Origin of the sequence: Psychroflexus lacisalsi (genome assembly GCF_020164495.1) — a bacterium.
In the GTDB taxonomy this organism is placed as follows: Bacteria; Bacteroidota; Bacteroidia; order Flavobacteriales; family Flavobacteriaceae; genus Psychroflexus; species Psychroflexus lacisalsi.
In genome coordinates, this window is sequence record NZ_JAIQYZ010000001.1 from 1253297 (window position 1) to 1277330 (window position 24034).

Here is a 24034-nt window from a genome sequence, read left to right on the forward strand (position 1 = left end):
CGTAAATTAGCAAACTGTTATTTATTTTAGATAAATCATTTACGTGAAAGACGCAGGCTTTATGCATAAAAATTTAAATGTTCACGATAGCTTATTATCATTGATAGGCTGCACACCTTTAATAAGATTAAAAAATATAACTCAACATTTTCAGGGAGAATTTTTAGCCAAGTATGAGGCTCAAAATCCTGGATTAGCTTCTAAAGACAGAATTGCTCAATACATAATCGAGAAAGCCGAGGAAAATGGTGATTTAAAACCAGGAGATACGATCATAGAAACCACCTCTGGGAATACTGGTTTCAGTCTTGCCATGGTAGCTGCAATTAAAGGTTATAAATGTATTCTTGCTGTAAGCTCAAAATCTTCTAAGGATAAAATTTCACTTTTGAAAACCATGGGGGCAGACGTTACAGTATGTCCTTCCAATGTGGCTCCGGAAGATCCAAGATCCTACTATGAAGTAGCAAAGCGAATACATAGAGAAACCCCAGGCTCATTTTATGTCAATCAATATTTCAATGATTTGAATATAGATGCACATTATTTGACTACAGGACCAGAAATTTGGGCTCAAACAGAAGGTGAAATCACGCATCTAGTTGCTTGTAGTGGTACAGGAGGAACAATTTCTGGTACTGCAAGGTTTCTTAAAGAAAAGAATCCCAACATCAGAATACTAGGCATTGACGCTTTTGGTTCTGTTCTTCAGAAATACCATGAGACAGGAAAACTGGATAAGAGCGAAATTTATCCTTATAAAATAGAAGGTCTAGGAAAAAATTTGATTCCTACAGCTACTGACTTTAACAGTATAGATAAATTCACGAAAGTAAGTGATGAAGATAGTGCTTATATGGCTCGTAATATTGCTAAAGCAGAAGGTATGTTCGTTGGTTATACAAGTGGAGCCGTCATGCAGGGTATTAAACAATTAAACTGTGAGGGAGAATTTGATTCCAACAGCAAAGTAGTAGCCATTTTTCCTGATCACGGATCCAGATATATGAGTAAAGTTTTTTCCGATGATTGGATGAAGGAACAAGGATTTACTAATTATCCAGGTTTAGATGATGAACAAAACAAAAGCAATTTAAAAAACGCCCACATTACAAATATTAACTAAATGAATATGGGTAATTTTGTTAACAAAAAAACATTAAAATGAAAGATTTATTCGCAAAGATTTATAGGGATAAAGGTCCTTTAGGTAAATGGGCTGACCAAGCTGAAGGTTATTTTGTATTTCCAAAATTAGAGGGACAAATTAGCAATAGAATGAAATTTCAAGGACGTGAGGTCATCACATGGAGTATTAATGATTACCTGGGTCTTGCCAACAATCCAGAAGTAAGAAAGGCAGACGAAGAAGCTGTTAAAAAGTGGGGTAGTGCCTATCCAATGGGAGCTAGAATGATGAGTGGCCACACAGAATTGCACGAACAATTACAAAACGAATTGGCAGAATTTGTAAGTAAAGAGTCAGCTTACGTTCTTAATTTCGGTTATCAGGGGATTTTATCTACGATAGATGCTTTAGTTGGCAAGAATGATGTGATTGTTTATGATGTAGATGCACATGCCTGTATTATAGATGGTGTGCGTTTACATTTGGGAAAGCGATTTACCTACAAACACAACGATCTTGATAGTATAGAACTGAACCTAGCGAGAGCAGAAAAAATTGCTGAACAAACCGGTGGTGGCGTTCTTTTTATTTCTGAAGGTGTTTTTGGAATGCGAGGTGAGCAAGGAAAACTGAAAGAAATTGTAGAACTTAAGAAGAAATATAATTTTAGATTATTAGTGGACGATGCTCATGGGTTTGGAACACTTGGTAAAACAGGTGCTGGAGCAGGTGAGGAGCAAGGTGTACAAGATCAAATTGATGTTTACTTTGCTACTTTTGCCAAGTCTATGGCAAGCACAGGTGCGTTTATTGCAGCTGACAAAGAAATTATCGATTATTTGAAATATAATTTAAGATCTCAGATGTTTGCAAAATCATTGCAAATGTCATTGGTTGAAGGTGCTTTAAAGCGATTGGAGTTATTAAGAAGATCGACAGATTTCAAAGATAAACTTTGGGAGAATGTTAATGCCCTTCAAAATGGACTTAAAGATAATGGATTTGATATCGGAACAACGACAAGTTGTGTGACTCCAGTTTATCTAAAGGGAAGCATTCCTGAAGCTATGGCGTTGGTGAAAGACTTGAGAGAAAATCACGGAATTTTCTGCTCTATTGTTGTTTATCCAGTAATTCCAAAAGGATTAATTCTACTAAGAATGATCCCTACGGCAACACATACCATGGAAGATATAGATTTAACCTTAAAGGCCTTTTCTGCTATTAGAGAGCGTTTAGAAAATGGAACTTACAAAAAACTTTCTCAAGCCTTGATGGAAAAAATGGGAGAATAAAGTTTTTCAATATATTATTAAAAAGCCGAGCATTTGCTCGGCTTTTTTGTGTTTAAACCTCTCAGATTTTTAGTTAATTATCCTATTTGTCTTTCGATTAAATTAGGGGTTTGAAAAATATCCTTAATCTAACGAAAGATATTTTGATTGTTTACTGCCATCCACCACCCAAGCTTCTGTACAATTCAACTATGGCATTAAATTTATCTAAACGTGTTCTGCTGACTTCAAGCTCTGTATTTAAAGCATTTTCCTGAGCATTTAAGACTTCAAGATAGTTGGCCAATCCATTGTTTAATAATTCTTTGGAATCCTCTAAGGCGTTCTGGTAAGCACCATATTCTTTGGTTTTAATATCAATCCTTTGACCAGCATTTTGATAATTAAGCATAGCATCAGAAACCTCCCTACTCGCAATTAATAAAGTTCTCTCAAAATTGAGTAAAGCTTGTTCTTTCTCACTTAAGGCAACTTCATATTCAGTTCGGATTTGTCTTCGGTTGAATATAGGTTGAGTAAGACCACCAATTAAGGTCAGAAATAAAGAATTTGCTGAAATAAAATCTGAAGGCTCCAAACTTTGCAAACCACCCGTTGCTGAAATTGTAATAGATGGATAAAATCTACTTTTGGCAACGTTTGTTAACTCAAAAGCATTGATCAATTGATATTCTGCAGCAATGACATCAGGTCTATTTTCAAGAAGATCTGATGCTACTCCTGTAGTAAGTTCTTGATTAATTTGTTGTGATGAAAACTTACTACGCTCAAAGTCTTGTGGTGATTGACCTTTCAGGATCGAAAGCGTGTTTTCCAAAAGCTTAATATTGTTTTTCAAATCAAGGAGAAGGGCTTCCGCAGCGTATACCTGAGCTTCAGTTTGATTCACTGCTACCGATGTAAGATTGCCTGCATCTTTTAAAGCTACACTGGTTTCAAGACTCTTTTTTCGACTTTCCAAGGTCTGCTCAGTAATCGTAACTTGCTCATCTAGAGCTAAGATTTGATAGTATCCTGAGGCAATTCTTGAAATCAAATCTGTTTTAACAGCTTTATGTGCGGCTTCAGTTTGCATATATCTAGCTTGAGCAGCTCTCTTATTACTTCTGATTTTACCCCAGATATCGGCTTCCCAAGAAAGATTTGTGTTCAATTCATATTGATCGATGGAAGAAAAGAAACTTCCAAATTGAGAGTTTGGAGCCAATTCTTGATAGGTGTAGCTTCCATTTATGTTTACAGTTGGATAATATCCAGCCTTTCCTTGCTTGTAATATGAGTTTGCAATGTTAATTTGTTGCAGTGCAATTCTTATATCCTGATTATTTTCGAGAGCTTCATTAATATGGTTCTGAAGAATGGAGTCTGTAAACATCTGTTTCCAACTTACTTTTGAAACGGGTATAGAATCTTTAGGAAGTTGATCTGTTCTGTAATTAATTGGGTTGATTTCTTCCTCTGGGCGTTCATAGTCTTTGGCTACAAAACAAGAGTGTAGAGTCAATAAACTTATAATTACGAAAAAGGTTTTAACGATATATTTCATAATCTATTCAGATTCTTGTATTTGAGATTGAGATTTTTTGATTTGAGCTCTGCTGGATGGGCTTACTTTTTCTTGTAACCATTGGAAAACAACAAAAAGCACTGGAATGACAAATACTCCAATAACAGTCCCAACCAGGAGTCCTCCAGCTGCACCAGTACCGATTGAATTATTTCCCTGAGCACCAACACCTGTTGCAAGCACAAGGGGAAGCAATCCTAAAATGAAAGCAAAAGAAGTCATCAAGATGGGTCTTAATCTTACCTTTGCTCCGTCTAAAGCAGCATCATATATGCTCATGCCATCTTTACGCCGTTGGATCGCAAATTCGACAATCAAAATTGCATTTTTGGCGAGTAAACCTACTAGCATGATCAACGCTATTTGAAAATAAATGTTATTTTCCAGACCTGCCAGATTTGTACTCCAGAATGCTCCAGCAACTCCAATTGGTAATGACAATATAACAGCAAAGGGTAGCATGTAGCTTTCATACTGAGCTGCAAGAAAGAAGTAAACAAAAAGAATACTTAAAGCAAATATGATGATAGATTGTCCACTAGCTGCAATTTCTTCTCTTGTAATACCAGAAAAAGCAATATCATAATCGTTGCCCAATTGCTGGTCAGCCACTTTTCTGATTGATGAAATCGCATCACCAGAACTGAAACCTGGAGCAGAACTACCATTTATGGTTACTGCATTATATAGATTGAATCTGTTGACGACTTGCGGACCATAGGTTCTTTTTAATTCTACAAATTCTGATATCGGTGCTTTTTCTCCTGTGGGTAATTTCAAGAAAATACTATTTAGACTTTGATCATCTTCACGGTCCTCAGGTAAGGCTTGGACAAATACCCTATATTGTTTTCCAAAATTAGAAAAATTGGTTACGAAAAAGCCACCGATGTAAGATTGAATTGTAGTAAACACTTCATTAACGGATAAACCACTAGCCTTGATCTTTGGGATATTCAATTTTAAATCATACTGTGGGAATTTTGCGCTGAAGGAACTGTTGGCAAATGCCACAGAGCTTTCGCCAAATAAACCACCCACAAATTGATTTGCAGTATCATCCAGATCTGAGAATGTACCTGCAGACTTATCTATTAATTGCATTTCAAAACCATCGGCAGCTCCATATCCTGGGACACTTGGAGGGGTGAAAAATTGAATTTGAGCGTCTGCTATTGTCGAGGTGACCTGATTTAATTTTCCGACGATAGCTTCAATTTGAGTTTCATCGGTTTTTCGATCTTCCCAATTTTCAAGGATGATGAATCCTTGTGCGTAAGAACTTCCATTTCCAGAGAAAAAATTTCTACCAGAGATTAATGAAGCTGTTCTAATACCTTCAATTTTTTGAATCCTATCGTATACTTCCTCAGTAGCATCAAAGGTGCGATCTAAAGATGAGCCTACTGGCAATTCCAGATTCATGAATACAACACCTCTGTCTTCAGTTGGGACAAAACCTTTTGGCGTGAGTTCATTCGCAAAATAAATAGCTACACCTGCAACAATCAAAATTAAAAGTGTGATCCATTTTTGCCTTACCAGGAACTTTAATGAATGTATATATTTGTTTAGAATGGCATTAAACCCTGCGTTGAAAGCATTATAGAACCGTTGCAATAAACTGGGTTTGTCTTTTTGTTCTTTGGGCGGTTTCAAAAATAAGGCACATAAAGCTGGACTTAAAGTTAACGCATTGATGGCTGAAATCACAATGGCAACAATCAGCGTAACCCCAAACTGTTCGTAAAACACACCCGCGGGCCCTTGAATAAATGTGATCGGAATAAACACAGCTGCCATGACTAAGGTGATGGATATAATTGCACCGCTTATTTCGCTCATGGCTGTAATAGACGCTTCTTTGGCATCTTTTGCTCCATCTTCAAGTTTGGCATAGACGGCCTCAACGACAACAATTGCATCATCGACTACAATACCTATAGCAAGAAGAAGTGCAAAAAGAGTAAGAAGGTTGATGGAGTATCCAAATAAATTCAGAAAAAAGAAAGTTCCAATGATAGAAACAGGAACCGCAATCGCTGGAATTAAGGTAGATTTAAGATCTTGTAAGAACAAAAATACAACGAGAAAAACCAATAGAAAAGCCTCGATTAAGGTTTCCTGTACTTTGTCGATAGAAGCTGTTAAAAATTCATTGGTATCGTAGTTCACAAGATATTCCACACCTTCCGGAAAGTTTTTCTCTAGGTCATCCATCTTGTCATAGATGTTTTCAATAATTTCCTGAGCATTGGATCCCGGGGTTTGAAAAATACCAAAGTTAACTCCAGGATAGCCGCTACTTCTTGATAAAGCATTGTAGGAAAATGCATCCAGTTCTACCTCTGCAACATCCTTAAGTCTTAAGAATTGGTTGTTGTCAAAAGTCTTAAGAACAATGTTGCCATATTCTTCAGACGTTTTATAACGGCCTTTATATGTGATGACATATTCAAAAGCTTTACCTGCATTTTGACCAACAGAACCTGCTGCAGCTTCCTGACTTTGTTCTCTTATGGCTGCAATGACTTCTGAAGCATTAATATTATAATTTGCCATTTTATCGGGGTCCAGCCATACCCTCATGGAATAATCTTTACCACCAAAGACACTAACGTTTGCAACGCCGTTGATTCGTTGTAATTCAGGTCGAATATTGATATTCAAATAATTTTGAACGTAAGTGTCAGAATAATCCTCATTGGTAGAATAAATGGCAGCATAAAGAAGTGCGGAGTTTTGCTGTTTCTCTGTAATAACTCCACTTCTTACAACTTCATCTGGTAAGACAGCATTTGCTCTAGCCACCCTGTTTTGAACGTTTACAGCTGCTATATCTGCATCATATTGTTGTTCAAAAAAAACTGTAATACTAGCGCTCCCATCATTACTAGCAGAGGAAGTAATATAAGTCATTCCTTCCACGCCATTAATTTGTTCTTCAATTGGTATTATGACACTTTCTAGAATTGTTTCTGCATTGGCACCAGGAAAACTCGTTGTCACCTGAACCGTCGGAGGAGCAATATCTGGATACTGGGTTACAGGTAATTCTTGAATACCTAATAAACCTAGCATCACTATAATGATAGAAACAACTGTAGATAAAACTGGTCTTTTTATAAATGTTTTTAGCATAATTTCTATTTAAAGACTTTATCAAATGAGTTTACGATTGAATCCATCGTAGAGGTTGTCGGAATAATTTTATCATTATTCTTAATTTTATTGACACCACTTCCTATTATAATGTCACCTTTACTTATTCCTGACTTAATGACTAAATACGGATCTGCTCTTTCAGCATCTATTGCCTTTTCTGTAACAGTAGAATCTAACGCGTTGAATTTGAACACAAATTCCTTTCCTTGTCTAGAAAATGAAGAAATTCTTGGCACAACAGTAGCATCATTAATTTTTCTGGGTATTTGAATTTTCCCAGTAAGTCCGTCTTTAAGTGTAGCATCAATATTATCAAACGTTGCACGGAATCTGATAGTTCCAGTTTGTCTATTTACTTGACTGGATATACTTGTGATTTTGCCTTTAGTAGGGTATTCCTGACCGTTAGGTAAAATCAAAATAAGCTCAGGAAATGATGAAATTAAATCGGATTGTTTTTCTGAATTTTGATTAAAATCGTCAACCATATTCAAATAATCCTTTTCATTTAAAGAGAAATAGGCAAAAACTTTATTTGTTTTAACTACTCTTGTGAGTGGAAGCATATCAGAAGGATTGATTAACGCACCATCTCTGTAATTTATAGTTCCCACAAATCCATCTACAGGACTTTTGATGTTAGCATACTCCACATTGGCAGTGATACTTCTCAAATCGCTTTTAGCCGTTTCAAGTTGAGCTTGAGCTGTTTCCAATTGATTCTGACTCACAATATTTTTATCCACTAGAGGTTCAAGCTTTTCAACTTCAATTTGCGCTGCGTTTACTCTTGCTTTTGCTGCTGATGCGTCTCCGCTTAAGCTTCTTGTTTCCAGTTTGAATAAAATTTCATCTTTCTTCACAGGAGCACCTTCTTCCACTAATACATCAGTAATATATCCAGATACTTTTGCTCTTATATCACTACTTATGATACCCTCTAGTTGTGTTGGATATTCAGAATAAGTAGTAACGTCTTCAGTTTCTACTTCTATAATAGGAAGTTGTGGAGGAGGAGGTGCTTGTTGAGTTCCCTTCTCTTGGCAAGCGATTAACAAAATCGCTGATATGGTTATAAGTGTAAATGATTTAATTTTCATGCTCTAAATTATTGCTCGTTTGTTTGTAACTGTTCAATTGTTGCTTTTATGTTTTTTTCTTCACTTTCAAGGTGATTTTTAAAAATTCCAACACGGGTCTTATTGAAATCCTGATCTTTCTTATAACATATGATCTTGCGAAGCATTGTTATTTCTCTTTGAATTTTTTCTAAATGTAATTCAAGTGTTTTTTTTAGATAATCTTGGTTTGTTTTGAAATAACGCTTTCTCTTATCGTTTTTAAAATAGAAATCGACGCGCCCCTCTTCAATTAAAAAGTTGAGTTGATTTGAGACTGAACTTTTACTTGCAGAAGTAATGTTTATTATTTCCTCAAACGTAAGGGACTCTACTTCAGATAAAATTAAATTTGAGTATATCCTCGATGCTAAAGGTGGCAATTCATGCTCTTCTTCAAAATGCTCGCTCAATTCTTTAATGAGTTTTACATTATAGGATAACAAATCATCATCTGGGTATTTCATCGGGCAAATGTAATTTTAGTTCGGCTTCAACCGAACTAAAATCGCATAAATTAATGTTAACAATAGCATCCAAAAATGCAATTATGGTACTTCAATGAATTCCCTCATTAGATTTTTAAATTCAAATACAAATTATTTTTTTAAATGTTCACTAAAAGTTGCCTTACACAATAGAAACAATTGTACTTAGTGAGTAAATTCAAATAAATGAAGTGGTTAGCCAGTTTGATTGTCTATTTTTAAACTCTTGAAATTTATTAGATTTTTAACTTGAAAGAAATAACATAGATAGCTTCAAAAGTATTGATTATATTGAATTTAATTAACAAAAAATTATAACGTATATTAATATTGTTCAGTGTTTTTAGAATATTTTTGAACAAACAAACAAATAGAATTACTATGAAAAAATTATTTTTAAGTCTAAGCGTAATCGCTATGATTGCTTTTACTTCATGTAAAAACAATGAAAGTAAAGAAAAAGAAACTGAACAAGAAGAAACTACAATGGAAGCTGATACTTCTGCAGATGAAGCAATGGAGGAGCAAAAAACTATTGTCGGAGTTGCCTCTGGAAATGATGATTTCAGTACGCTAGTAACTGCTGTAAAAGCTGCAGGTCTAGTAGAAACTCTTAGCAGTGAAGGTCCATTTACTGTATTCGCTCCTACTAACGATGCATTTGCAAAATTACCAGAAGGTACAGTAGCATCTCTTTTAGAAGCAGACAGCAAAGATGCATTGACTGGAATTTTAACCTATCATGTTGTTTCTGGTAAGTTTTTGGCAGCAGATGTAGTAGCTGCTATCAATGATAATGAAGGTAGCTTTACAATTCCTACAGTACAAGGTGAAGAATTAACAGCAAGTCTAGATGGTGAAAATGTCATTTTAACTGATGCTAATGGTAATACTTCTACTATTGTAATTACAGATGTTGACGCTTCTAACGGAGTAATACATGCTATTGATACTGTAGTGATGCCAAAATCATAAGTAATAAAACTTAGTTTTATAATTAAAACCCTTCATTTTTGAAGGGTTTTTTTTGTTTTAACAAGAGAAATTTATACAAATATTTTGGATGATTAATTAATCATTTTTACTTTAATAATCAAGCAAGAAAAAGTAAAGATATTTATACTTTAAATTTCACTAATGTCAATATCACAACCTATTAATATTACTGCAGATGCTGTAATATTTTCAAGAGAGAACCAAGAGTTGAATTTGTTATTAATTAAAAGAAAAAATAAACCCTTTAAAAATCACTGGGCACTGCCAGGTGGTTTTGTTGATGCGGATGAGCTTGTTGTTAAAGCATGTCAAAGAGAATTGAAAGAAGAAACCCATTTAGAGTTGAACTCGGATCAATTAAAATTTTTGGGTTATTATGATAAACAAGATCGAGACCCTAGAAGCAGAACGATTGCTTTTGCATTCCTAGCAGTTATTGATAATAATACTAAAGTAAAAGCTGATGATGATGCTGTTGAAGCTCAGTGGTTTAATCTTCAAAATTTACCTGAATTAGCTTTTGATCATTTAGAAGTAATAAATGATGCTCAAAAAATCTATCAAACTAAGATTCTATAATTATGAGATTTCACACAAGAAAATGGATAAAACCTGAAGATTTAAATCCCAACGGAACTTTGTTTGGCGGTAAACTCCTGGCTTGGATAGACGAGGAAGCAGCATTGTACTCAATCATTCAATTGGAAAATCAAAAGACAGTTACCAAATATATGAGTGAAATTGATTTCAAAAGCTCTGCTCAACAAGGTGACATTGTAGAAATAGGAATTGAAGTCGTAAAATTCGGTAATGCTTCGCTTACTTTAAAATGCGAAGTCAGAAATAAAATGACAAGGAAAACCATCATTATCGTTGATAAGATAATAATGGTAAGTTTAGATCAAGATGGTAATTCAAAGCCTCATGGAAAAACTAAAGTTGAATTCGTCAAAGATAGATTGAATGATGACGAGTATTAAGTTAAGGCAAGTATCTACGCTCAACTACAAATGGACCAAAAGGTAAAATTGAACTCAGAAACACGATAAACAGGACCTTTACCGACCAGTTAAGCTTCTCAAACATCCAATAACCGCCAATAAGATATAGTATAAAAAGAATACCATGGGCCATGCCTACAATTCTTACGTATTCTGGTAAATCCCAAATGTATTTTAGAGGCATAGCTATTAAAAGAAGCAACAAAAAAGAGATGGCTTCTAAGATACTCACCCATCTAAAGATCTTAACGGAAGTGTCGTTTTGTGACATTATATTTTTTACATCAAAAGTAAGCTTTACAATACTTAAGCCTGGTAATTTTTGTATTTTGCAGGTAAATTTTAACAATCTTAGTGAATGAAAATACTAGTAACAGGTGGCCTTGGCTTTATAGGATCACATACTGTAGTTGCCTTACAGCATAAAGGATTCGAAGTAGTTGTTATAGATAATCTTTCGAACTCTTCCTTAAAAGTTCTAGAGGGAATTACAAACATTTCATCCAAAACTCCAGAGTTTGAAAAATTAGATTTAAGAGATAAACTCAGTTTAAAAGATTTTTTTGTGAAGCATCAGGATATTGCAGGTGTAATTCACTTTGCAGCATCAAAGGCAGTAGGAGAGAGTGTTGAAAATCCATTGCTTTATTATGAAAACAATATTGCAGCGCTTACCTATTTACTTCAAAATCTTGTAAATTCACCTGAGCAGAATATCATATTTAGTTCCTCGTGTACGGTTTATGGAGAAGCTGAAAGACTTCCTATTTCTGAGGATGCTCCAGTGAAGAAAGCGATGTCTCCTTATGGAAATACAAAGCAGATTGGTGAAGAAATCATTAGAGATACCTGCAAAGCAAATGATAAACTTAAGGCAATCTCACTTAGATATTTTAATCCTATAGGCGCACACCCAACAGCAGAAATTGGAGAATTGCCTTTGGGTACCCCACAAAATTTAGTTCCTTTCATCACTCAAACAGCTATTGGAAAACGTGAACAATTATCTGTTTTCGGAAGAGATTATCCAACAGCAGATGGGACTTGCATACGTGATTATATTCATGTCATGGACTTAGCAGAAGCTCATGTCTTCGCCCTTGAGCGGTTATTATCCTCACAGGCTAAAGATAGTTATGAGGTGTTTAATGTGGGTACTGGCGTAGGATCATCTGTTTTGGAAGTGATAACTGCCTTTGAAAGTGCCTCAGGAGAAAATTTAAATTACAAAATTGTAGATAGGCGACCTGGAGATGTTACAGCAGCTTATGCAGAAACAAGTAAAGCTAATGATGTTTTGGGCTGGAAAGCCAAAAGGAATTTAGAACAAGCCTTGAATGATGCCTGGGAATGGGAGAAAAAGCAGCCTAAATAATAAACAAACCTCAACGTTATGAAAGTCTTGAATGCGTCTCAATTATCAGACTTAGACCAGTATAGTTGTAAAGAACAACATATAAGCTCATGGGAATTGATGGAACGAGCGGCTGGAAAGGCTTATGAAGAAATCAAGATTCATTTAAGTTCAGGTGCTAAAAAAATCAAAATTTTGGCTGGCCCAGGAAACAACGGAGGTGACGGCTTGGCGATTGCTTATTTTCTAGCGGAGGATGCTTATGATGTCGACGTTTATCTCGTCAATTTTACACCCTCACGTTCAGAAGATAATAAAAAAAATCTTGAAAGGCTAAAGGAACAGTCAAAGTGTAATATTGAAGAAATCGATGATACCTCAAATCTTCCTGACTTTGACTCACATGATATTATTATTGATTCCATTTTTGGGGTTGGTCTCAATCGACCAATGCCAGATTTTGTTCAAAACTTAATAAAATCTGTAAACGAAATTTCTCCTAAAACTTTCGCCATAGACATGCCAAGTGGAATGTATATGGATCAATCTCCTAGTGAAAATGAACAAGTCTTCAAATCGGATATTGTACTTACGTTTCAGACTCCTAAATTTTCATTTTATCTTCCTGATTACTCAAGTTTTGTAGGGGATGTTAAAATCATAGATATCGGTTTGAGTCAGGATCGATTAGAACAAATATCTACTGAAATTGTTTTCGTTGATTTGAATTATGCTAAAAATCTTTTAAAGCAAAGATCAAAGTTCTCCCACAAAGGAACTTACGGCCATGCTGTAATAGTGGGAGGTAGTCAACTTATGCTCGGCAGTGTATTGCTTTCCGCTTCCTCTTGTATGCGGTCTGGGGTTGGCAAAACAAGTGTAATGATGCCAAGCAGAGGACATGATGCTTTACTACAGTATTTACCTGAAGCCATGTTGATAAACAATAAATCAGAGGATTTTATAAGTTATGAAGATCTGGATTTTCAACCTGATGCTGTTGGTATTGGTATAGGAATTGGAAAGTCAAAAGATGCTCAGAAAGCTTTAGAGACGTGGTTAGGAAATTCTACGCAACCTTTGGTTATTGATGCAGATGCGTTAAACCTAATTGCAGAGCATAAAGATTTGTTGCATCAAATTCCGAAGAAATCTATTCTAACCCCACACTCGGGAGAATTGCAAAGATTGGTTGGGAGCTGGAAGGATGATTTTGAAAAATTAGAAAAAGTTAAAGAATTTTCAAAAAAACATGATATTATAGTTTTGGCAAAAGATGCTTATACTTTATGTGTCTATAGAAATGAAGTTTTTGTGAATTCTACCGGTAACTCTGGAATGGCAACCGCAGGTAGTGGTGATGTTCTGACTGGTCTGATCACTGGATTGTTGGCTCAGGGTTATTCTAGCCTAAATGCTGCAATTTTAGGAGCCTTTATTCATGGTTTTGCTGGTGATTTTGCGTCAAAAAATTCATCTGAAGAAAGCTTAATCGCCTCAGACCTTTTCAACTATTTTGGTTATACTTTCTCTAAACTAAAGGATTAAACAATTCTTAAATATTATCTTTGAAAAAAGATAATTAGATGTTACAGATCCATTATATTGACTCTACAGTTCTCGGCTTTTCTCAAATTCAAACTTTGATAGACGGAAATTATAAGCTAGCCCTAAGCGAAGAAGCTGTTTCTAAAATCAGTAAGGCTAGAGCATATCTGGACAAAAAGCAAAAAGAGAGTGAACAACCTATATATGGAGTAAATACTGGTTTTGGGTCTTTATGTAATATCAAAATAAATGAAGACAAACTTACTTTTTTACAAGAAAACTTGGTGATGTACCATGCTTGTGGAGTAGGAGATAGAGTTGATGATTCGATCGTGAAATTGATGTTGTTGCTGAAAATTCAATCCCTAAGCTATGGTAATTCTGGAGTCTCATTGGGGCTTGTAGAAAGACTGATAGAATTTTATAACGAAGATGTAATGCCAGTCATTTTTGAGCTTGGATCTTTAGGGGCTTCTGGCGATTTAGCTCCTTTAGCACATTTGGCTTTACCATTAATAGGGAAAGGGGAAGTCAGCATAAACGGTAATTTAAAAAATGCTTCAGTTTTGAAACAAAAATTTGGCTGGGAGCCATTAGTGCTTCAATCTAAGGAAGGACTAGTATTGCTCAATGGCACTCAATTTATGAGTGCATATTTGCTAAGAAATGTTTTAAAAACTAAGCGATTAATGAAGTGGGCAGACACTATAGCATCAATCTCTATAGATGCATTTGACTGCAATATGGCACCATTTGACGATTTGGTGCACCAGGTAAGACCTCACAAAGGACAAATTGAAACTGCAGAAAAAATACGAGAGTTGCTTAAAGGAAGTCAGATTGCTAAAAATCAAAAACAAAATGTCCAAGATCCATATTCATTCAGGTGTGTCCCTCAAGTTCACGGTGCAACTAGAGATGCTTTGCGATACGTTGAGCAAACCTTATTAACTGAAATCAATAGTGTAACGGATAATCCTAATGTTTTTGTAGAGGAGGATAAGATTATATCTGGAGGAAATTTTCATGGCCAAGCTTTAGCTATTTCAGCGGATGTTATGTCTATAGCAGTGAGTGAAATTGGTAATATTTCTGAAAGAAGAATTTACCAGCTCGTCTCTGGTTTACGGGGTTTGCCCACTTTTCTAGTGAGCTCTCCTGGACTTCATAGTGGGTTTATGATTCCTCAATACACAGCAGCAAGTATTGTAAGTCAAAATAAACAATTATGTACTCCTGCTAGTGTGGACTCTATAGTTTCATCCAATGGACAAGAGGATCATGTTAGTATGGGCGCAAACGCTGTGACAAAGCTCAACAGAATTGTAGATAATCTAGAGCGAATTCTTGCTATAGAGCTTTTCAACGCTTCTCAGGCTATGTATTTTAGATTACCACTGACAAGCTCTACAGTTGTTGAATCTATTTTGAAGGCGTTTAGAAAAAAAGTGCCAATTGTAAAAGAAGACCGAATTATGTCATCTGAAATTACAAAAGCAATTATTTTTTTAAAACACTATTAATATTAGGATAATGCGTAAAAATGTTGTAAGTTATAGTATAACATAAAAATAAAACCATGAAAAATAAAATTAGCTTAACGTTATCAATTTTTGCATTAATCCTTATCACATCTTGTGGTACAAAGGTCAATTTTCCAGTTTCTCAAATTGTTCCAGGTGCAGACATTTCTGCAAAGGTTAAGCAGGATGGGAATGATAATTACAAGATTGATTTGAAGGCTGAAAATTTAACTGATCCAGAACGCTTAAATCCACCAAAGGAGATGTATGTGGTTTGGATTGAAACCGCTAAAGGAACCAAAAATCTAGGAAAGCTTAACATGTCAAGTGGGATGTTCTCAAGTACAAGAAAAGGTTCTTTAAATACAACTACAGCCTTTAAACCTTCTAGGATAATCATAACAGCAGAAAATATATCTACCAATAATGAGCCAAGCTCGTTTGTAGTTATCTCATCTGACAATTTCTAACTTTAAGTTTTTCAAACAAAAAAAAACCACGCTAATTAGCGTGGTTTTTTTTGTTGATTTTTTTTATTCTACTAAAGTCACAGTTCTGGTTACAGAATTAAAAGGACCTGGAATTGGTTCCAAATTTTCATCCACAAGAGTTAATTGAATTTTATTTTCACCTAGTGGCATATTTTCAATTACATGAGGAATCCATTGATTTAGTAAAAATTCTTCTCCATCATTTACTCTAACTCTTACTTTGTTTCCATCTTCACTTATTTCAGTTCCAACTAAAAAGAAATCTAATAGAACCTTCTCAGTATCCTCTCCTTTGTAAGTCCCTTTTGGGCGACTGTAGAATAAATGTTCTGCTGAAAAATCAATATCCATTTTTTGATTTTCAGACGGATTACCTGCTACAATCTTTTTAACTACAAATGAGTTTGTATTTTTTACAGCTTCGTGGTAAGATCTTGAAAGAAATGCGAGTAAAATATGTTCTCCTTCAGAGATATCTTTACTGAATTCACTTTCATAATGGGCCGAATATGGATCATTGTCTAGTATAAAATGTATGTGTTGGCCTTTAGCAGAATTTGCTAGACCATTCTTTCCTGCATTCGCAGTTTGTACTCCAAGTTCATAATTTTCGACTGCAAAGTCAAAATCTACCGAGCCTGCTGGCACTTGTATAACTTGTCCACCTGGATGTGTTAAAGTAGCTTCTGAATATTCTGGTGACTCTTCCATCAAAGGAGTAATAGTAATGATAGTATCAGTTACACCAACAGCTTCTTTATTATCTTTTTCACTATCTTTCTTCTTAGCTTCATTACAACCTATCGCTAGAAATAAACTAAGTGCAAAGGTTAATAATCCTATTTTTTTCATAAGTATTTATTTAAAAATTAATTGTAAATGTAGTGTAAATAGTGACTTTACTCAAATTTTGAAATTGACTTAACATTACTTTTGGTTTATAAGTTCAGATGTAATTTCAATATCAGAATGAAGGGTTCTGTGCACCGGACACCTGTCACCAATCTCCATTAAACGTTCAATTTGAGACTGTTCTAAGTTTCCAATTATTTTTATTTTTTTGTTGAAAAAATCCTTTTTTGTGGTTTTACCTTCATCATCCTTAACTTTTCTTTTTTCATGATTCACGTGTACACGAACTTCTTCAAGATCCCATTCCTTATGTCTTGCATAAACATGAAGTGTCATTGCAGTGCATTCTGCTAAACCTGCAGTAAGAAAATCGTAAGGTGCGGGACCTAAATTATCACCTCCTTTGTCTTCAGGTTCATCGCCTAAAAATGCAAAGTCTCCAACTTTTAGGTGTGTTGTAAATTTATCTTCATTCTTAAGAATTGCCGCAGATTGGCTTTCTGAGTCCATGGCAAGGTTTTTATTAATAGAAATATCAAGATAGTTTGTAGCCCAATGGCCTATAAGATTTCCTATGTAAGAGGCATCGATATTTTCATTTAATAGATGATCGGCTTCATTTAAACTTATAAAGCTCTTAGGATGATTAGCCCAATTGTAAAGTTCCTCGGCATTATCTGCAACGACAATTTTGTCTTCTGGAGAATGCATTATTAAAAAGGGAATGTTTAAATTTTTCAGGAGTGACTTTGTATCTTTTGAATTTATATCCTCCAAAAAGTGTTTTTTTATAGTAAAGTCTTTTCCACCCAAATTGACCTTAACATCTCCATTTTCCTCATTAGAATTTGAGTTCTTTTGAATTAAATTTTGAACATGAGAAGGTTGTGATGGACTTGCAATTGTGACAATCGCTTTGATATTATCAAGTTTCTCTGCTGCAAAAAGAGACGCTGTTCCTCCTAGTGAATGTCCTATTAGTAAACTTGGAGCTTCGTATTCTTTCTCCAGAAAATTTGAGGCCTGTATTAAATCTTCAACGTCATGAGAAAAATTTGTGTCTTCAAATTCTCCATCACTTTGTCCTAATCCAGTAAAATCAAATCTCAAAACTGCAATTCCCAGTTCTGCAATAGCAGATGAAATTTCTCTAACGACTTTCAGGTTTTTTCCGCAAGTAAAGCAATGAGCAAAAATAGCATAAGCTTTAGGATGTTGAGACATCGGAAACTGCAATCTACCTACAAGTTGATCTCCATTTTTATTTTTAAAAGTAACTTTCTCAATTTTCATATTCATTATCTTAAAATTAGTTTTGAAATAAGCTCTTTACCCAAACTTTCATTGAGTGTTTTTATAATTCTCTCCTTACCATAACTCAATTCTTCTCTCAAAGTTGACGAGGATAGATGAACAGTAAGTACAGTATTTCTGAATTTGATTTGGTCGGTATAATTTTTTATAGCAGGCCCCAATTGTGTCATCCAGGCATTTTCAACATCAACCTTGTCTAAGCCAGGATTGAGGCGATGTTTATTTTTAAACATCTCTACAAGATCTTTCATGGACTGCTCTTCATTGGCTCTCTTATTTTTCATCTAAATCTATGTTATCAGGGTTATGTCTTTTGTAGGTGTAAATAAAATTTTGCTTGTTCTTTACAACAAATTGTTCTTTGCTGATACTCATTAATGTTTCCGTCCAAGTATCGTATTCATTGTTATAAATGAGAACAAGACTGTCTTCATAATTTTTGATTTTGAAGTACTCTCTATTCTTAGAAGACTGATAATTTCCTAATAAGCTGGGTTGCATTTTTTTTCTAAACCCTGTGGAATCTTCAACTTGAAAATAATCAACCATTTGATTCATAGTATAGGATTTATCACCATAAGGAGTTTCAGCTTTTTCTATTTCCCAAAAACCATTGAGCTTTTCCACATCTTTATAGTCCGGCTTGGAGTTACAGGATACTAAAAATAAAAAGCCAATAAGTAAAAAATTAAATTTCATCTTCTAAATTTATCATTTTATAATGTGTTGCATTTTTCTTTACAACTTCCTCAGTTCGATCAGGATGGGTGTCACTAATACACATTTGTCCAAGTTCATCGTCGGTCACCATTTTTACAATTTGTGATACACGGTCTTCATCAAGCTTATCAAAAATATCATCCAACAGCAAAATGGGTTTAACGCCATAATGAGACTTCAAAAAATCGTATTGAGCAAATTTTAAAGCAATCAGATACGATTTTTGCTGACCTTGAGAACCGTATTTTTTAACTGAATGTGATTTTATTTTGAAAATCAAGTCGTCTTTATGAGTGCCATAATTTGAAAACTGACGCTGTAAATCTGCTTTTAATCCAGATTTTAGGATGTTTTCAAAGGACTCTTCGTCGTTAAACTGACTTTTATAAGTTAAGCTTATCTTCTCTCTGGAGTTGCTTATTTCCTGATATCTTTTCTGGAGAATAGGTTTAAATTCCTCAATGAACTCCTCACGTTTTTCATAAATCACTTTTCCAAGTTCAACGATTTGGTCATCATAAACTTCAAGACTGGTTTCATCATAAGTTCGATTTGCAGCAAAATACTTTAGAAGTGCATTGCGTTGAGAAAGTACTTTATTGTATTTCAAAAGAGTATTCAAGTATAATTTATCTCCCTGAGAAATAACGCCGTCCATAAATTTTCTTCGCGTATCACTCCCTTCAAGAATCAAGTCACGGTCTGTAGGGGAGATGATGACCAAAGGAATAGTTCCTATATGATCACTAATTTTTTCGTACTCTTTACCGTTTCTCTTCATCAATTTACGCTGGCCTTTTTTAAAGGAGGTGATTATTTTTTCAGATTTCTCACCATTTATGAAATCTCCTTCCAGCATAAAGAACTCTTCGCCATGCGTTATGTTTTGACTGGTAATAGGATTGAAATAACTTTTTCCGAAAGCTAGATGGTAGATAGCATCTATGATATTGGTTTTGCCAATTCCGTTTTTACCAACAAAACAATTTATTTTAGAATCGAATTCCAAGGACAGCTGCTCAAAATTCTTATAATTTATAAGTGACAGTTTTTTTAATATCATTTGGGTACTTCAATTTATTTCTCCTGTAAAACCTGGATTTTACTGCTGAATTTGATAAAAGTTGAAATGTAAAAATATCAAATAAATAGTGTATTGTATATGGAATAAAATTATATTTTTGCCCACTAGAACAAAACACTATTATGGCATCATACAAGAAGAGAGGTAATAAACCAAACAACAAAGCTGAACGCGAAGAAAAGATTGAAAGCGAATCTACAACGGCTGAAGTATTTAGCACCTTAGATGAAGGCGCTAGTTCAACTGAGCAATTTCTATCTAAATATCAAAAACCAATTTTTGGAGTTATAATAGCTATTGCTGTAGTGATTTTAGCCTTCTTAGGATATCAGAAATTTATTCAGGAGCCTAATGAAGTGGAAGCTGCAAATGAGATGAATCAAGCTCAGCAGTTTTTTGATTCCGCCATAGAAGCCTCAGGTGCTCAACAAGATTCACTTTTTACAAGGTCTTTACAAGGCGGAAATGGTAAATTCGGTTTTGAAGACATCGCTTCCAGCTATAGTGGTACAAAAGCTGGACAATTAGCCAACTATTATGCAGGTATTTCACATTTAAATTTAGGAAACTACCAGGAAGCAATTGACTATCTAGATAAATTTAATGTTGATGATGAGATCTTAATGCCATTAGCAAAAGGTTCCATAGGGGATGCATTTTTGCAGCTCGATCAACCAAAAGAAGCTTTAGACTATTTTGAAAATGCTGCAAATCTTAAGAAAAACGAGTTCACGACTCCTAAGTTTTTGCTTAAAGCTGCTATTACAGCGATTAGTATAGGAGACGGCGAAACAGCTCAGAAACATTTAAATAGAATTAAAGATGAATTTCCAAATTCTGCAGAAGCGAAAGATGCGGATGTTTATCTTGGCCAGGCTGAAGTTCTTTAAGTATGGCTACATCAGAAAAAAATCTTTCAGTTTACGAAAAGGAAAATCTTCCGAATGCTAAAGACATGAAAATTGGCTTTGTAGTATCGGAGTGGAATCCTGACATTACAGGAAATCTTTTTCAGGGAGCTTTTGATGCATTAATTGACGTTGGTGCTATTAAGGAAAATATTGTAAGATGGAATGTTCCTGGAAGTTTCGAGCTTCCTTATGGATGCAAAAAAATGCAGGAAAGCTTTGATATGCTAGATGTTATTGTTGCCATTGGAAACGTGATTCAAGGTGAAACCAAACATTTTGATTTTGTATGTCAGGGATTGACTCAAGGGATTATGGAATTGAATCTTAAAAGTGATATTCCAGTTATATTCTGTGTGTTGACAGATAATACAAAAGAACAATCCATTGCTCGTTCAGGAGGAATTCATGGTAATAAGGGTGCTGAGGCTGCCATTGCAGCTATCAAAATGGCACAACTTCGTAAAGATGCCAAATTCTATAAATCAAATTAATCTTCTCCAGGAAATTCACTTGCTTTAAAAAGGTTTAAGTCACAAGAATTGATGGAAATTCTTTAATTTTGAATTCTCATCAAAAATTATGTTTAAACTAAAGTCACTCAAATTAAGAAAGAATTCCAGATATAACTATACCCCACGTTATTATAAGGGTAAGGATACAGGAAATCCTTATAGTTTTGACTCCAAATTTGCTAAGTATAAAGACGCAAAAAATAATATAGATTTTGGTTCCCATTGGGCAGAAGCTCGAGAAAATTCCAGAAATAGAAATAATCGAGGGGTCAACAAAACCATAATTGTGATCGTTTTAATTTTAAGCCTCATCTTTTTATGGATTATCGATTTTGATCTATCCATATTTTCCTCAAAATAGTCAATGCGCAGTATCATTCACTTACTACCCGATCACGTTGCCAACCAAATTGCTGCTGGTGAAGTGGTCCAAAGACCCGCTTCCGTAGTTAAGGAGCTTTTGGAAAACGCAGTTGATGCTAAAGCTACATCCGTTACTTTAATTGCAAAAGAAGGGGGGAAAACGTTAATACAAGTCATTGATAATGGTTCTGGAATGGGCGATACAGATGCTAGATTATCTTTTGAGCGCCATGCTACCTCCAAAATCAATTCTGCTGAAGACCTTTTCAGGTTGCATACCAAAGGATTTAGAGGAGAAGCTTTGGCTTCTATTGCTGCTGTTTCTCATGTGGAAATGAAGACCAAAACTGAAGATGATGATTTAGGTTCTCATCTTATTATCGAAGGTAGCACTATTGTGAAACAAGAACCTTGTGTTACACCTGTAGGGACTTCATTATCTGTCAAAAATCTATTTTTCAACATACCTGCCAGACGTAATTTTTTAAAATCAACAACAGTAGAGCAGAAGCATGTGATTGATGAATTCCAAAGAGTGGCGCTGGTTCATCCGTCTATTGCTTTTAAACTCATTCATAACGGGAGTGAACTTTTCAACCTTCCTGGAGCAAATCACCGACAACGTATAGTGGGTGTGATGGGAGCAAAAACCAATGAAAAATTGGTTCCTGTAAAGGAAGAAACCGATTTGATAAAACTTATGGGGTTTGTAGGTAAACCAGAATTTGCTAAAAAATCCCGCGGAGAACAGTTTTTCTTTGTCAATGATAGATTTATCAAACATCCATACCTGCACCATGCAGTTTCTAGTGCCTTTGAAGGTTTATTAAAAGACAAGGCTTATCCTTCCTATTTTTTATATCTGCAAGTTGACCCAAAGTCTATAGACATAAATATTCACCCTACAAAAACTGAGGTGAAGTTTGATAATGAACATGCTATTTATTCGATTTTACGAAGTAGTGTCAAACACAGTTTAGGTCAGTTTAATGTATCTCCAGTTCTAGATTTCAATAAGGATTCCAGTATGGATACAGATTATGTTCAGCATAAAACTGGTGCCAAAATACCTTCGATTGATGTCGACAGAAATTTTAATCCCTTCGAATCTGAACAAAAAATAAGTAATTCAAAAATTGGTTCAAGTTCATATAAATCAAAATCATCCCAAAATTGGGAATCATTATATACTGAAACCATCGATAGTAGCGAGGATTTAATGAATATTGAAGTAGAAAGTGAACAGGTTACGCCATCACTCTTTCAAGGACAAGCACAAATTCATCAATCCTCCGGGACTTTTCAACTTCAGAGAAAATACATTATTACGTCTACAAAATCTGAAATGCTGATCATAGACCAGCATCGGGCACATTTCAGAATACTTTACGAAGAATTACTGAAAAATATCACTGCCCAACCCGCTTTAAGCCAACAGCTTTTGTTTCCTCTGAAATTGCAGCTGGATGTTAATGAGATGCGAGTCTTTAAAATCTTAAAGGAATCATTGATCAATGCTGGATTTTCAATTTCAGAATTTGGAAAGGATTTTGTCAGAATTAATGGAATCCCTAACAGATTGCCAGAAAGTGAAACTTCGATTTTACTGGACCAACTTTTATCCGATTTTGAAAATGACATCCCGGATTCTGGCTTTGACCAAACAGATCTGCTTGCAAAATCCTTAGCTCAAAGCATGGCTATAAAGAATGGTACTGTTTTGCAAAAGGAAGAGCAAACAGAACTTGTAAATCTGTTATTTTCTTGCAAAGAGCCTATGCTAACTCCACTAAATCGCTTAGTTTTCGTCAAACAATCCGCATCAGACTTCGACAAAAAATTTATGTAAATGGGAAGAATCACCGAAACGGTAAAAGTCTTACTAATAGCTAACATTATCTTCTTCTTTGGCGCAGGATACCTTGGAGATTATGCCTATAAAATCTTCGCGCTTTGGTTTCCAGAAAATCCAAATTTTGGGATTTGGCAAATCATAACTCATATGTTCATGCACGGGAGTTTTTCTCATATTCTCTTTAATATGTTTGCTTTGTACATGTTTGGAAGCTTATTGGAACAATATCTGGGGCAGAATAAATTTTTATTTATCTACTTATCTGCCGGTTTAGGTGCAGCTGGTCTACAAATTTTATTTAGTTATATAGGATATAATAATGCCTATCAAACCTACATTGATGCTGGAGTGAGTCCTCAGGAAATTTCAGATATGTTTGAGAGTGTACGCAAAACAGGAGAATACAGAGTTTATTCTTCAGTTCCCAAAGACGTGAGTAACCAGCTATTTACTAACTACCTCACACCTATGGTAGGAGCTTCTGGGGCTATTTTTGGAATTCTGGCTGCCTTTGCAGTTGTTTATCCAAACCTTCCTCTTTTTATTATATTTATTCCTATTCCTATAAAAGCTAAATATTTAATTGGAGGTTATTTTTTAATGAATCTTTTTTCTGCTGTAACTGGTGTAACTTTACTTGGACCTTCCAATACGGCATACTGGGCTCACATCGGTGGAGCTGTGATAGGTTTTATAACCATGTATTATTGGAAAAAGAATTCATTTGAAGAAAATAGATGGAATTGAT

At 34.9% G+C, this 24034-nt stretch carries 24 protein-coding genes; 14 read left to right on the forward strand and 10 right to left on the reverse strand.

The window, feature by feature from the left end; genetic code table 11:
* The first annotated feature begins 61 nt into the window (after positions 1 to 61).
* The gene (locus LB449_RS05825; RefSeq protein WP_224454130.1) at positions 62 to 1126 is read left to right on the forward strand and encodes a PLP-dependent cysteine synthase family protein; all 1065 of its coding nucleotides are present in this window, start codon (positions 62 to 64) and stop codon (positions 1124 to 1126) included.
* A gap of 38 nt (positions 1127 to 1164) precedes the next feature.
* Positions 1165 to 2424 carry an aminotransferase class I/II-fold pyridoxal phosphate-dependent enzyme gene (locus tag LB449_RS05830; protein ID WP_224454131.1) on the forward strand — a complete coding sequence of 420 codons (1260 nt, stop codon included), beginning with the start codon at positions 1165 to 1167 and terminating at the stop codon, positions 2422 to 2424.
* Between the two features lie 151 nt (positions 2425 to 2575).
* Here the strand turns inward: LB449_RS05830 and LB449_RS05835 are convergent, their stop codons facing one another.
* The 4 genes from LB449_RS05835 to LB449_RS05850 are packed head-to-tail and all read right to left on the reverse strand — an operon-like array spanning position 2576 to position 8741.
* Positions 2576 to 3970 carry an efflux transporter outer membrane subunit gene (locus LB449_RS05835; RefSeq protein ID WP_224454132.1) on the reverse strand — a complete coding sequence of 465 codons (1395 nt, stop codon included), beginning with the start codon at positions 3968 to 3970 and terminating at the stop codon, positions 2576 to 2578.
* A 3-nt stretch (positions 3971 to 3973) separates the two neighbouring features.
* On the reverse strand, positions 3974 to 7132 hold the full coding sequence (locus LB449_RS05840) for an efflux RND transporter permease subunit (RefSeq protein ID WP_224454133.1): 3159 nt from the start codon (positions 7130 to 7132) through the stop codon (positions 3974 to 3976).
* Positions 7133 to 7137: 5 nt separating this feature from the next.
* Positions 7138 to 8256 carry an efflux RND transporter periplasmic adaptor subunit gene (locus tag LB449_RS05845; RefSeq protein WP_224454134.1) on the reverse strand — a complete coding sequence of 373 codons (1119 nt, stop codon included), beginning with the start codon at positions 8254 to 8256 and terminating at the stop codon, positions 7138 to 7140.
* 8 nt (positions 8257 to 8264) lie between these two features.
* Positions 8265 to 8741 (reverse strand): GbsR/MarR family transcriptional regulator, encoded by a 477-nt coding sequence (locus LB449_RS05850; protein ID WP_224454135.1) that lies wholly within the window; start codon positions 8739 to 8741, stop codon positions 8265 to 8267.
* Positions 8742 to 9143: 402 nt separating this feature from the next.
* On the opposite strand from LB449_RS05850, the gene LB449_RS05855 reads away from it, so the two are divergent.
* The 3 genes from LB449_RS05855 to LB449_RS05865 all read left to right on the forward strand — a co-directional run bounded on the left by LB449_RS05855 (position 9144) and on the right by LB449_RS05865 (position 10738).
* A complete protein-coding gene (locus LB449_RS05855; RefSeq protein ID WP_224454136.1) occupies positions 9144 to 9737 on the forward strand; it encodes a fasciclin domain-containing protein in 594 nt (197 codons plus the stop codon).
* A gap of 162 nt (positions 9738 to 9899) precedes the next feature.
* A complete protein-coding gene (locus LB449_RS05860) occupies positions 9900 to 10337 on the forward strand; it encodes an NUDIX domain-containing protein (protein ID WP_224454137.1) in 438 nt (145 codons plus the stop codon).
* A gap of 2 nt (positions 10338 to 10339) precedes the next feature.
* A complete protein-coding gene (locus LB449_RS05865) occupies positions 10340 to 10738 on the forward strand; it encodes an acyl-CoA thioesterase (RefSeq protein WP_224454138.1) in 399 nt (132 codons plus the stop codon).
* A 1-nt stretch (position 10739) separates the two neighbouring features.
* Here the strand turns inward: LB449_RS05865 and LB449_RS05870 are convergent, their stop codons facing one another.
* Positions 10740 to 11030, reverse strand: a complete 291-nt coding sequence (locus LB449_RS05870; RefSeq protein ID WP_224454139.1) for a DUF3817 domain-containing protein — start codon at positions 11028 to 11030, stop codon at positions 10740 to 10742.
* Between the two features lie 87 nt (positions 11031 to 11117).
* Here LB449_RS05870 and galE point away from each other — a divergent pair, with 87 nt between their 5' ends.
* Genes galE through LB449_RS05890 form a run of 4 tightly spaced genes read left to right on the forward strand, consistent with a single transcriptional unit; the run spans position 11118 to position 15654 of the window.
* Positions 11118 to 12134, forward strand: coding sequence for a UDP-glucose 4-epimerase GalE (galE, locus tag LB449_RS05875; protein WP_224454140.1), 1017 nt, complete (start codon positions 11118 to 11120; stop codon positions 12132 to 12134).
* Positions 12135 to 12152: 18 nt separating this feature from the next.
* Complete coding sequence (locus tag LB449_RS05880; RefSeq protein WP_224454141.1) at positions 12153 to 13661, forward strand: NAD(P)H-hydrate dehydratase; 1509 nt, start codon at positions 12153 to 12155, stop codon at positions 13659 to 13661.
* Positions 13662 to 13699: 38 nt separating this feature from the next.
* Positions 13700 to 15184: a histidine ammonia-lyase gene (hutH, locus tag LB449_RS05885; RefSeq protein WP_224454142.1), complete on the forward strand. Its 1485-nt coding sequence runs from the start codon at positions 13700 to 13702 to the stop codon at positions 15182 to 15184.
* 56 nt (positions 15185 to 15240) lie between these two features.
* Positions 15241 to 15654, forward strand: a complete 414-nt coding sequence (locus tag LB449_RS05890) for a hypothetical protein (RefSeq protein WP_224454143.1) — start codon at positions 15241 to 15243, stop codon at positions 15652 to 15654.
* 63 nt (positions 15655 to 15717) lie between these two features.
* On the opposite strand, the gene LB449_RS05895 is transcribed toward LB449_RS05890, so the two are convergent.
* From LB449_RS05895 to recF, 5 genes are all read right to left on the reverse strand, one after another.
* On the reverse strand, positions 15718 to 16527 hold the full coding sequence (locus LB449_RS05895) for a hypothetical protein (protein WP_224454144.1): 810 nt from the start codon (positions 16525 to 16527) through the stop codon (positions 15718 to 15720).
* A 75-nt stretch (positions 16528 to 16602) separates the two neighbouring features.
* Positions 16603 to 17820, reverse strand: coding sequence for a bifunctional alpha/beta hydrolase/OsmC family protein (locus LB449_RS05900; protein WP_224454145.1), 1218 nt, complete (start codon positions 17818 to 17820; stop codon positions 16603 to 16605).
* Between the two features lie 5 nt (positions 17821 to 17825).
* On the reverse strand, positions 17826 to 18125 hold the full coding sequence (locus LB449_RS05905) for a DUF721 domain-containing protein (protein ID WP_224454146.1): 300 nt from the start codon (positions 18123 to 18125) through the stop codon (positions 17826 to 17828).
* On the reverse strand, positions 18115 to 18540 hold the full coding sequence (locus tag LB449_RS05910; RefSeq protein WP_224454147.1) for a hypothetical protein: 426 nt from the start codon (positions 18538 to 18540) through the stop codon (positions 18115 to 18117). Before LB449_RS05910 ends, LB449_RS05905 begins: the two co-directional genes overlap by 11 nt.
* The gene (recF, locus tag LB449_RS05915; RefSeq protein WP_224454148.1) at positions 18530 to 19624 is read right to left on the reverse strand and encodes a DNA replication/repair protein RecF; all 1095 of its coding nucleotides are present in this window, start codon (positions 19622 to 19624) and stop codon (positions 18530 to 18532) included. The genes LB449_RS05910 and recF overlap by 11 nt, the downstream gene beginning before the upstream one ends.
* Positions 19625 to 19767: 143 nt before the next feature.
* On the opposite strand from recF, the gene LB449_RS05920 reads away from it, so the two are divergent.
* The 5 genes from LB449_RS05920 to LB449_RS05940 all read left to right on the forward strand — a co-directional run bounded on the left by LB449_RS05920 (position 19768) and on the right by LB449_RS05940 (position 24033).
* Entirely contained in the window at positions 19768 to 20535 is a 768-nt protein-coding gene (locus tag LB449_RS05920; RefSeq protein WP_224454149.1) for a tetratricopeptide repeat protein, read from the forward strand.
* Positions 20536 to 20537: 2 nt separating this feature from the next.
* Positions 20538 to 21047 (forward strand): 6,7-dimethyl-8-ribityllumazine synthase, encoded by a 510-nt coding sequence (gene ribH / locus LB449_RS05925; RefSeq protein WP_224454150.1) that lies wholly within the window; start codon positions 20538 to 20540, stop codon positions 21045 to 21047.
* A gap of 88 nt (positions 21048 to 21135) precedes the next feature.
* Positions 21136 to 21429, forward strand: a complete 294-nt coding sequence (locus LB449_RS05930; RefSeq protein ID WP_224454151.1) for a hypothetical protein — start codon at positions 21136 to 21138, stop codon at positions 21427 to 21429.
* A gap of 3 nt (positions 21430 to 21432) precedes the next feature.
* Positions 21433 to 23280, forward strand: a complete 1848-nt coding sequence (mutL, locus tag LB449_RS05935; protein WP_224454152.1) for a DNA mismatch repair endonuclease MutL — start codon at positions 21433 to 21435, stop codon at positions 23278 to 23280.
* Positions 23281 to 24033 (forward strand): rhomboid family intramembrane serine protease, encoded by a 753-nt coding sequence (locus tag LB449_RS05940; RefSeq protein WP_224454153.1) that lies wholly within the window; start codon positions 23281 to 23283, stop codon positions 24031 to 24033. It abuts the gene before it with no gap.
* Position 24034 lies beyond the last annotated feature (1 nt).

Excerpts from the sequence above, each read along its gene's own strand:
- LB449_RS05830 (WP_224454131.1), top strand. The coding sequence starts at position 1,165 with ATGAAAGATTTATTCGCAAAGATTTATAGGGATAAAGGTCCTTTAGGT.
- recF (WP_224454148.1), bottom strand. The coding sequence starts at position 19,624 with ATGATATTAAAAAAACTGTCACTTATAAATTATAAGAATTTTGAGCAG.
- LB449_RS05855 (WP_224454136.1), top strand. The coding sequence starts at position 9,144 with ATGAAAAAATTATTTTTAAGTCTAAGCGTAATCGCTATGATTGCTTTT.
- hutH (WP_224454142.1), top strand. The coding sequence starts at position 13,700 with ATGTTACAGATCCATTATATTGACTCTACAGTTCTCGGCTTTTCTCAA.
- LB449_RS05860 (WP_224454137.1), top strand. The coding sequence starts at position 9,900 with ATGTCAATATCACAACCTATTAATATTACTGCAGATGCTGTAATATTT.
- LB449_RS05865 (WP_224454138.1), top strand. The coding sequence starts at position 10,340 with ATGAGATTTCACACAAGAAAATGGATAAAACCTGAAGATTTAAATCCC.
- mutL (WP_224454152.1), top strand. The coding sequence starts at position 21,433 with ATGCGCAGTATCATTCACTTACTACCCGATCACGTTGCCAACCAAATT.
- LB449_RS05890 (WP_224454143.1), top strand. The coding sequence starts at position 15,241 with ATGAAAAATAAAATTAGCTTAACGTTATCAATTTTTGCATTAATCCTT.
- LB449_RS05920 (WP_224454149.1), top strand. The coding sequence starts at position 19,768 with ATGGCATCATACAAGAAGAGAGGTAATAAACCAAACAACAAAGCTGAA.
- LB449_RS05910 (WP_224454147.1), bottom strand. The coding sequence starts at position 18,540 with ATGAAATTTAATTTTTTACTTATTGGCTTTTTATTTTTAGTATCCTGT.
- LB449_RS05845 (WP_224454134.1), bottom strand. The coding sequence starts at position 8,256 with ATGAAAATTAAATCATTTACACTTATAACCATATCAGCGATTTTGTTA.
- LB449_RS05940 (WP_224454153.1), top strand. The coding sequence starts at position 23,281 with ATGGGAAGAATCACCGAAACGGTAAAAGTCTTACTAATAGCTAACATT.
- LB449_RS05825 (WP_224454130.1), top strand. The coding sequence starts at position 62 with ATGCATAAAAATTTAAATGTTCACGATAGCTTATTATCATTGATAGGC.
- LB449_RS05870 (WP_224454139.1), bottom strand. The coding sequence starts at position 11,030 with ATGTCACAAAACGACACTTCCGTTAAGATCTTTAGATGGGTGAGTATC.
- LB449_RS05930 (WP_224454151.1), top strand. The coding sequence starts at position 21,136 with ATGTTTAAACTAAAGTCACTCAAATTAAGAAAGAATTCCAGATATAAC.
- LB449_RS05895 (WP_224454144.1), bottom strand. The coding sequence starts at position 16,527 with ATGAAAAAAATAGGATTATTAACCTTTGCACTTAGTTTATTTCTAGCG.
- LB449_RS05850 (WP_224454135.1), bottom strand. The coding sequence starts at position 8,741 with ATGAAATACCCAGATGATGATTTGTTATCCTATAATGTAAAACTCATT.
- LB449_RS05840 (WP_224454133.1), bottom strand. The coding sequence starts at position 7,132 with ATGCTAAAAACATTTATAAAAAGACCAGTTTTATCTACAGTTGTTTCT.
- LB449_RS05900 (WP_224454145.1), bottom strand. The coding sequence starts at position 17,820 with ATGAAAATTGAGAAAGTTACTTTTAAAAATAAAAATGGAGATCAACTT.
- LB449_RS05835 (WP_224454132.1), bottom strand. The coding sequence starts at position 3,970 with ATGAAATATATCGTTAAAACCTTTTTCGTAATTATAAGTTTATTGACT.
- LB449_RS05880 (WP_224454141.1), top strand. The coding sequence starts at position 12,153 with ATGAAAGTCTTGAATGCGTCTCAATTATCAGACTTAGACCAGTATAGT.
- ribH (WP_224454150.1), top strand. The coding sequence starts at position 20,538 with ATGGCTACATCAGAAAAAAATCTTTCAGTTTACGAAAAGGAAAATCTT.
- LB449_RS05905 (WP_224454146.1), bottom strand. The coding sequence starts at position 18,125 with ATGAAAAATAAGAGAGCCAATGAAGAGCAGTCCATGAAAGATCTTGTA.
- galE (WP_224454140.1), top strand. The coding sequence starts at position 11,118 with ATGAAAATACTAGTAACAGGTGGCCTTGGCTTTATAGGATCACATACT.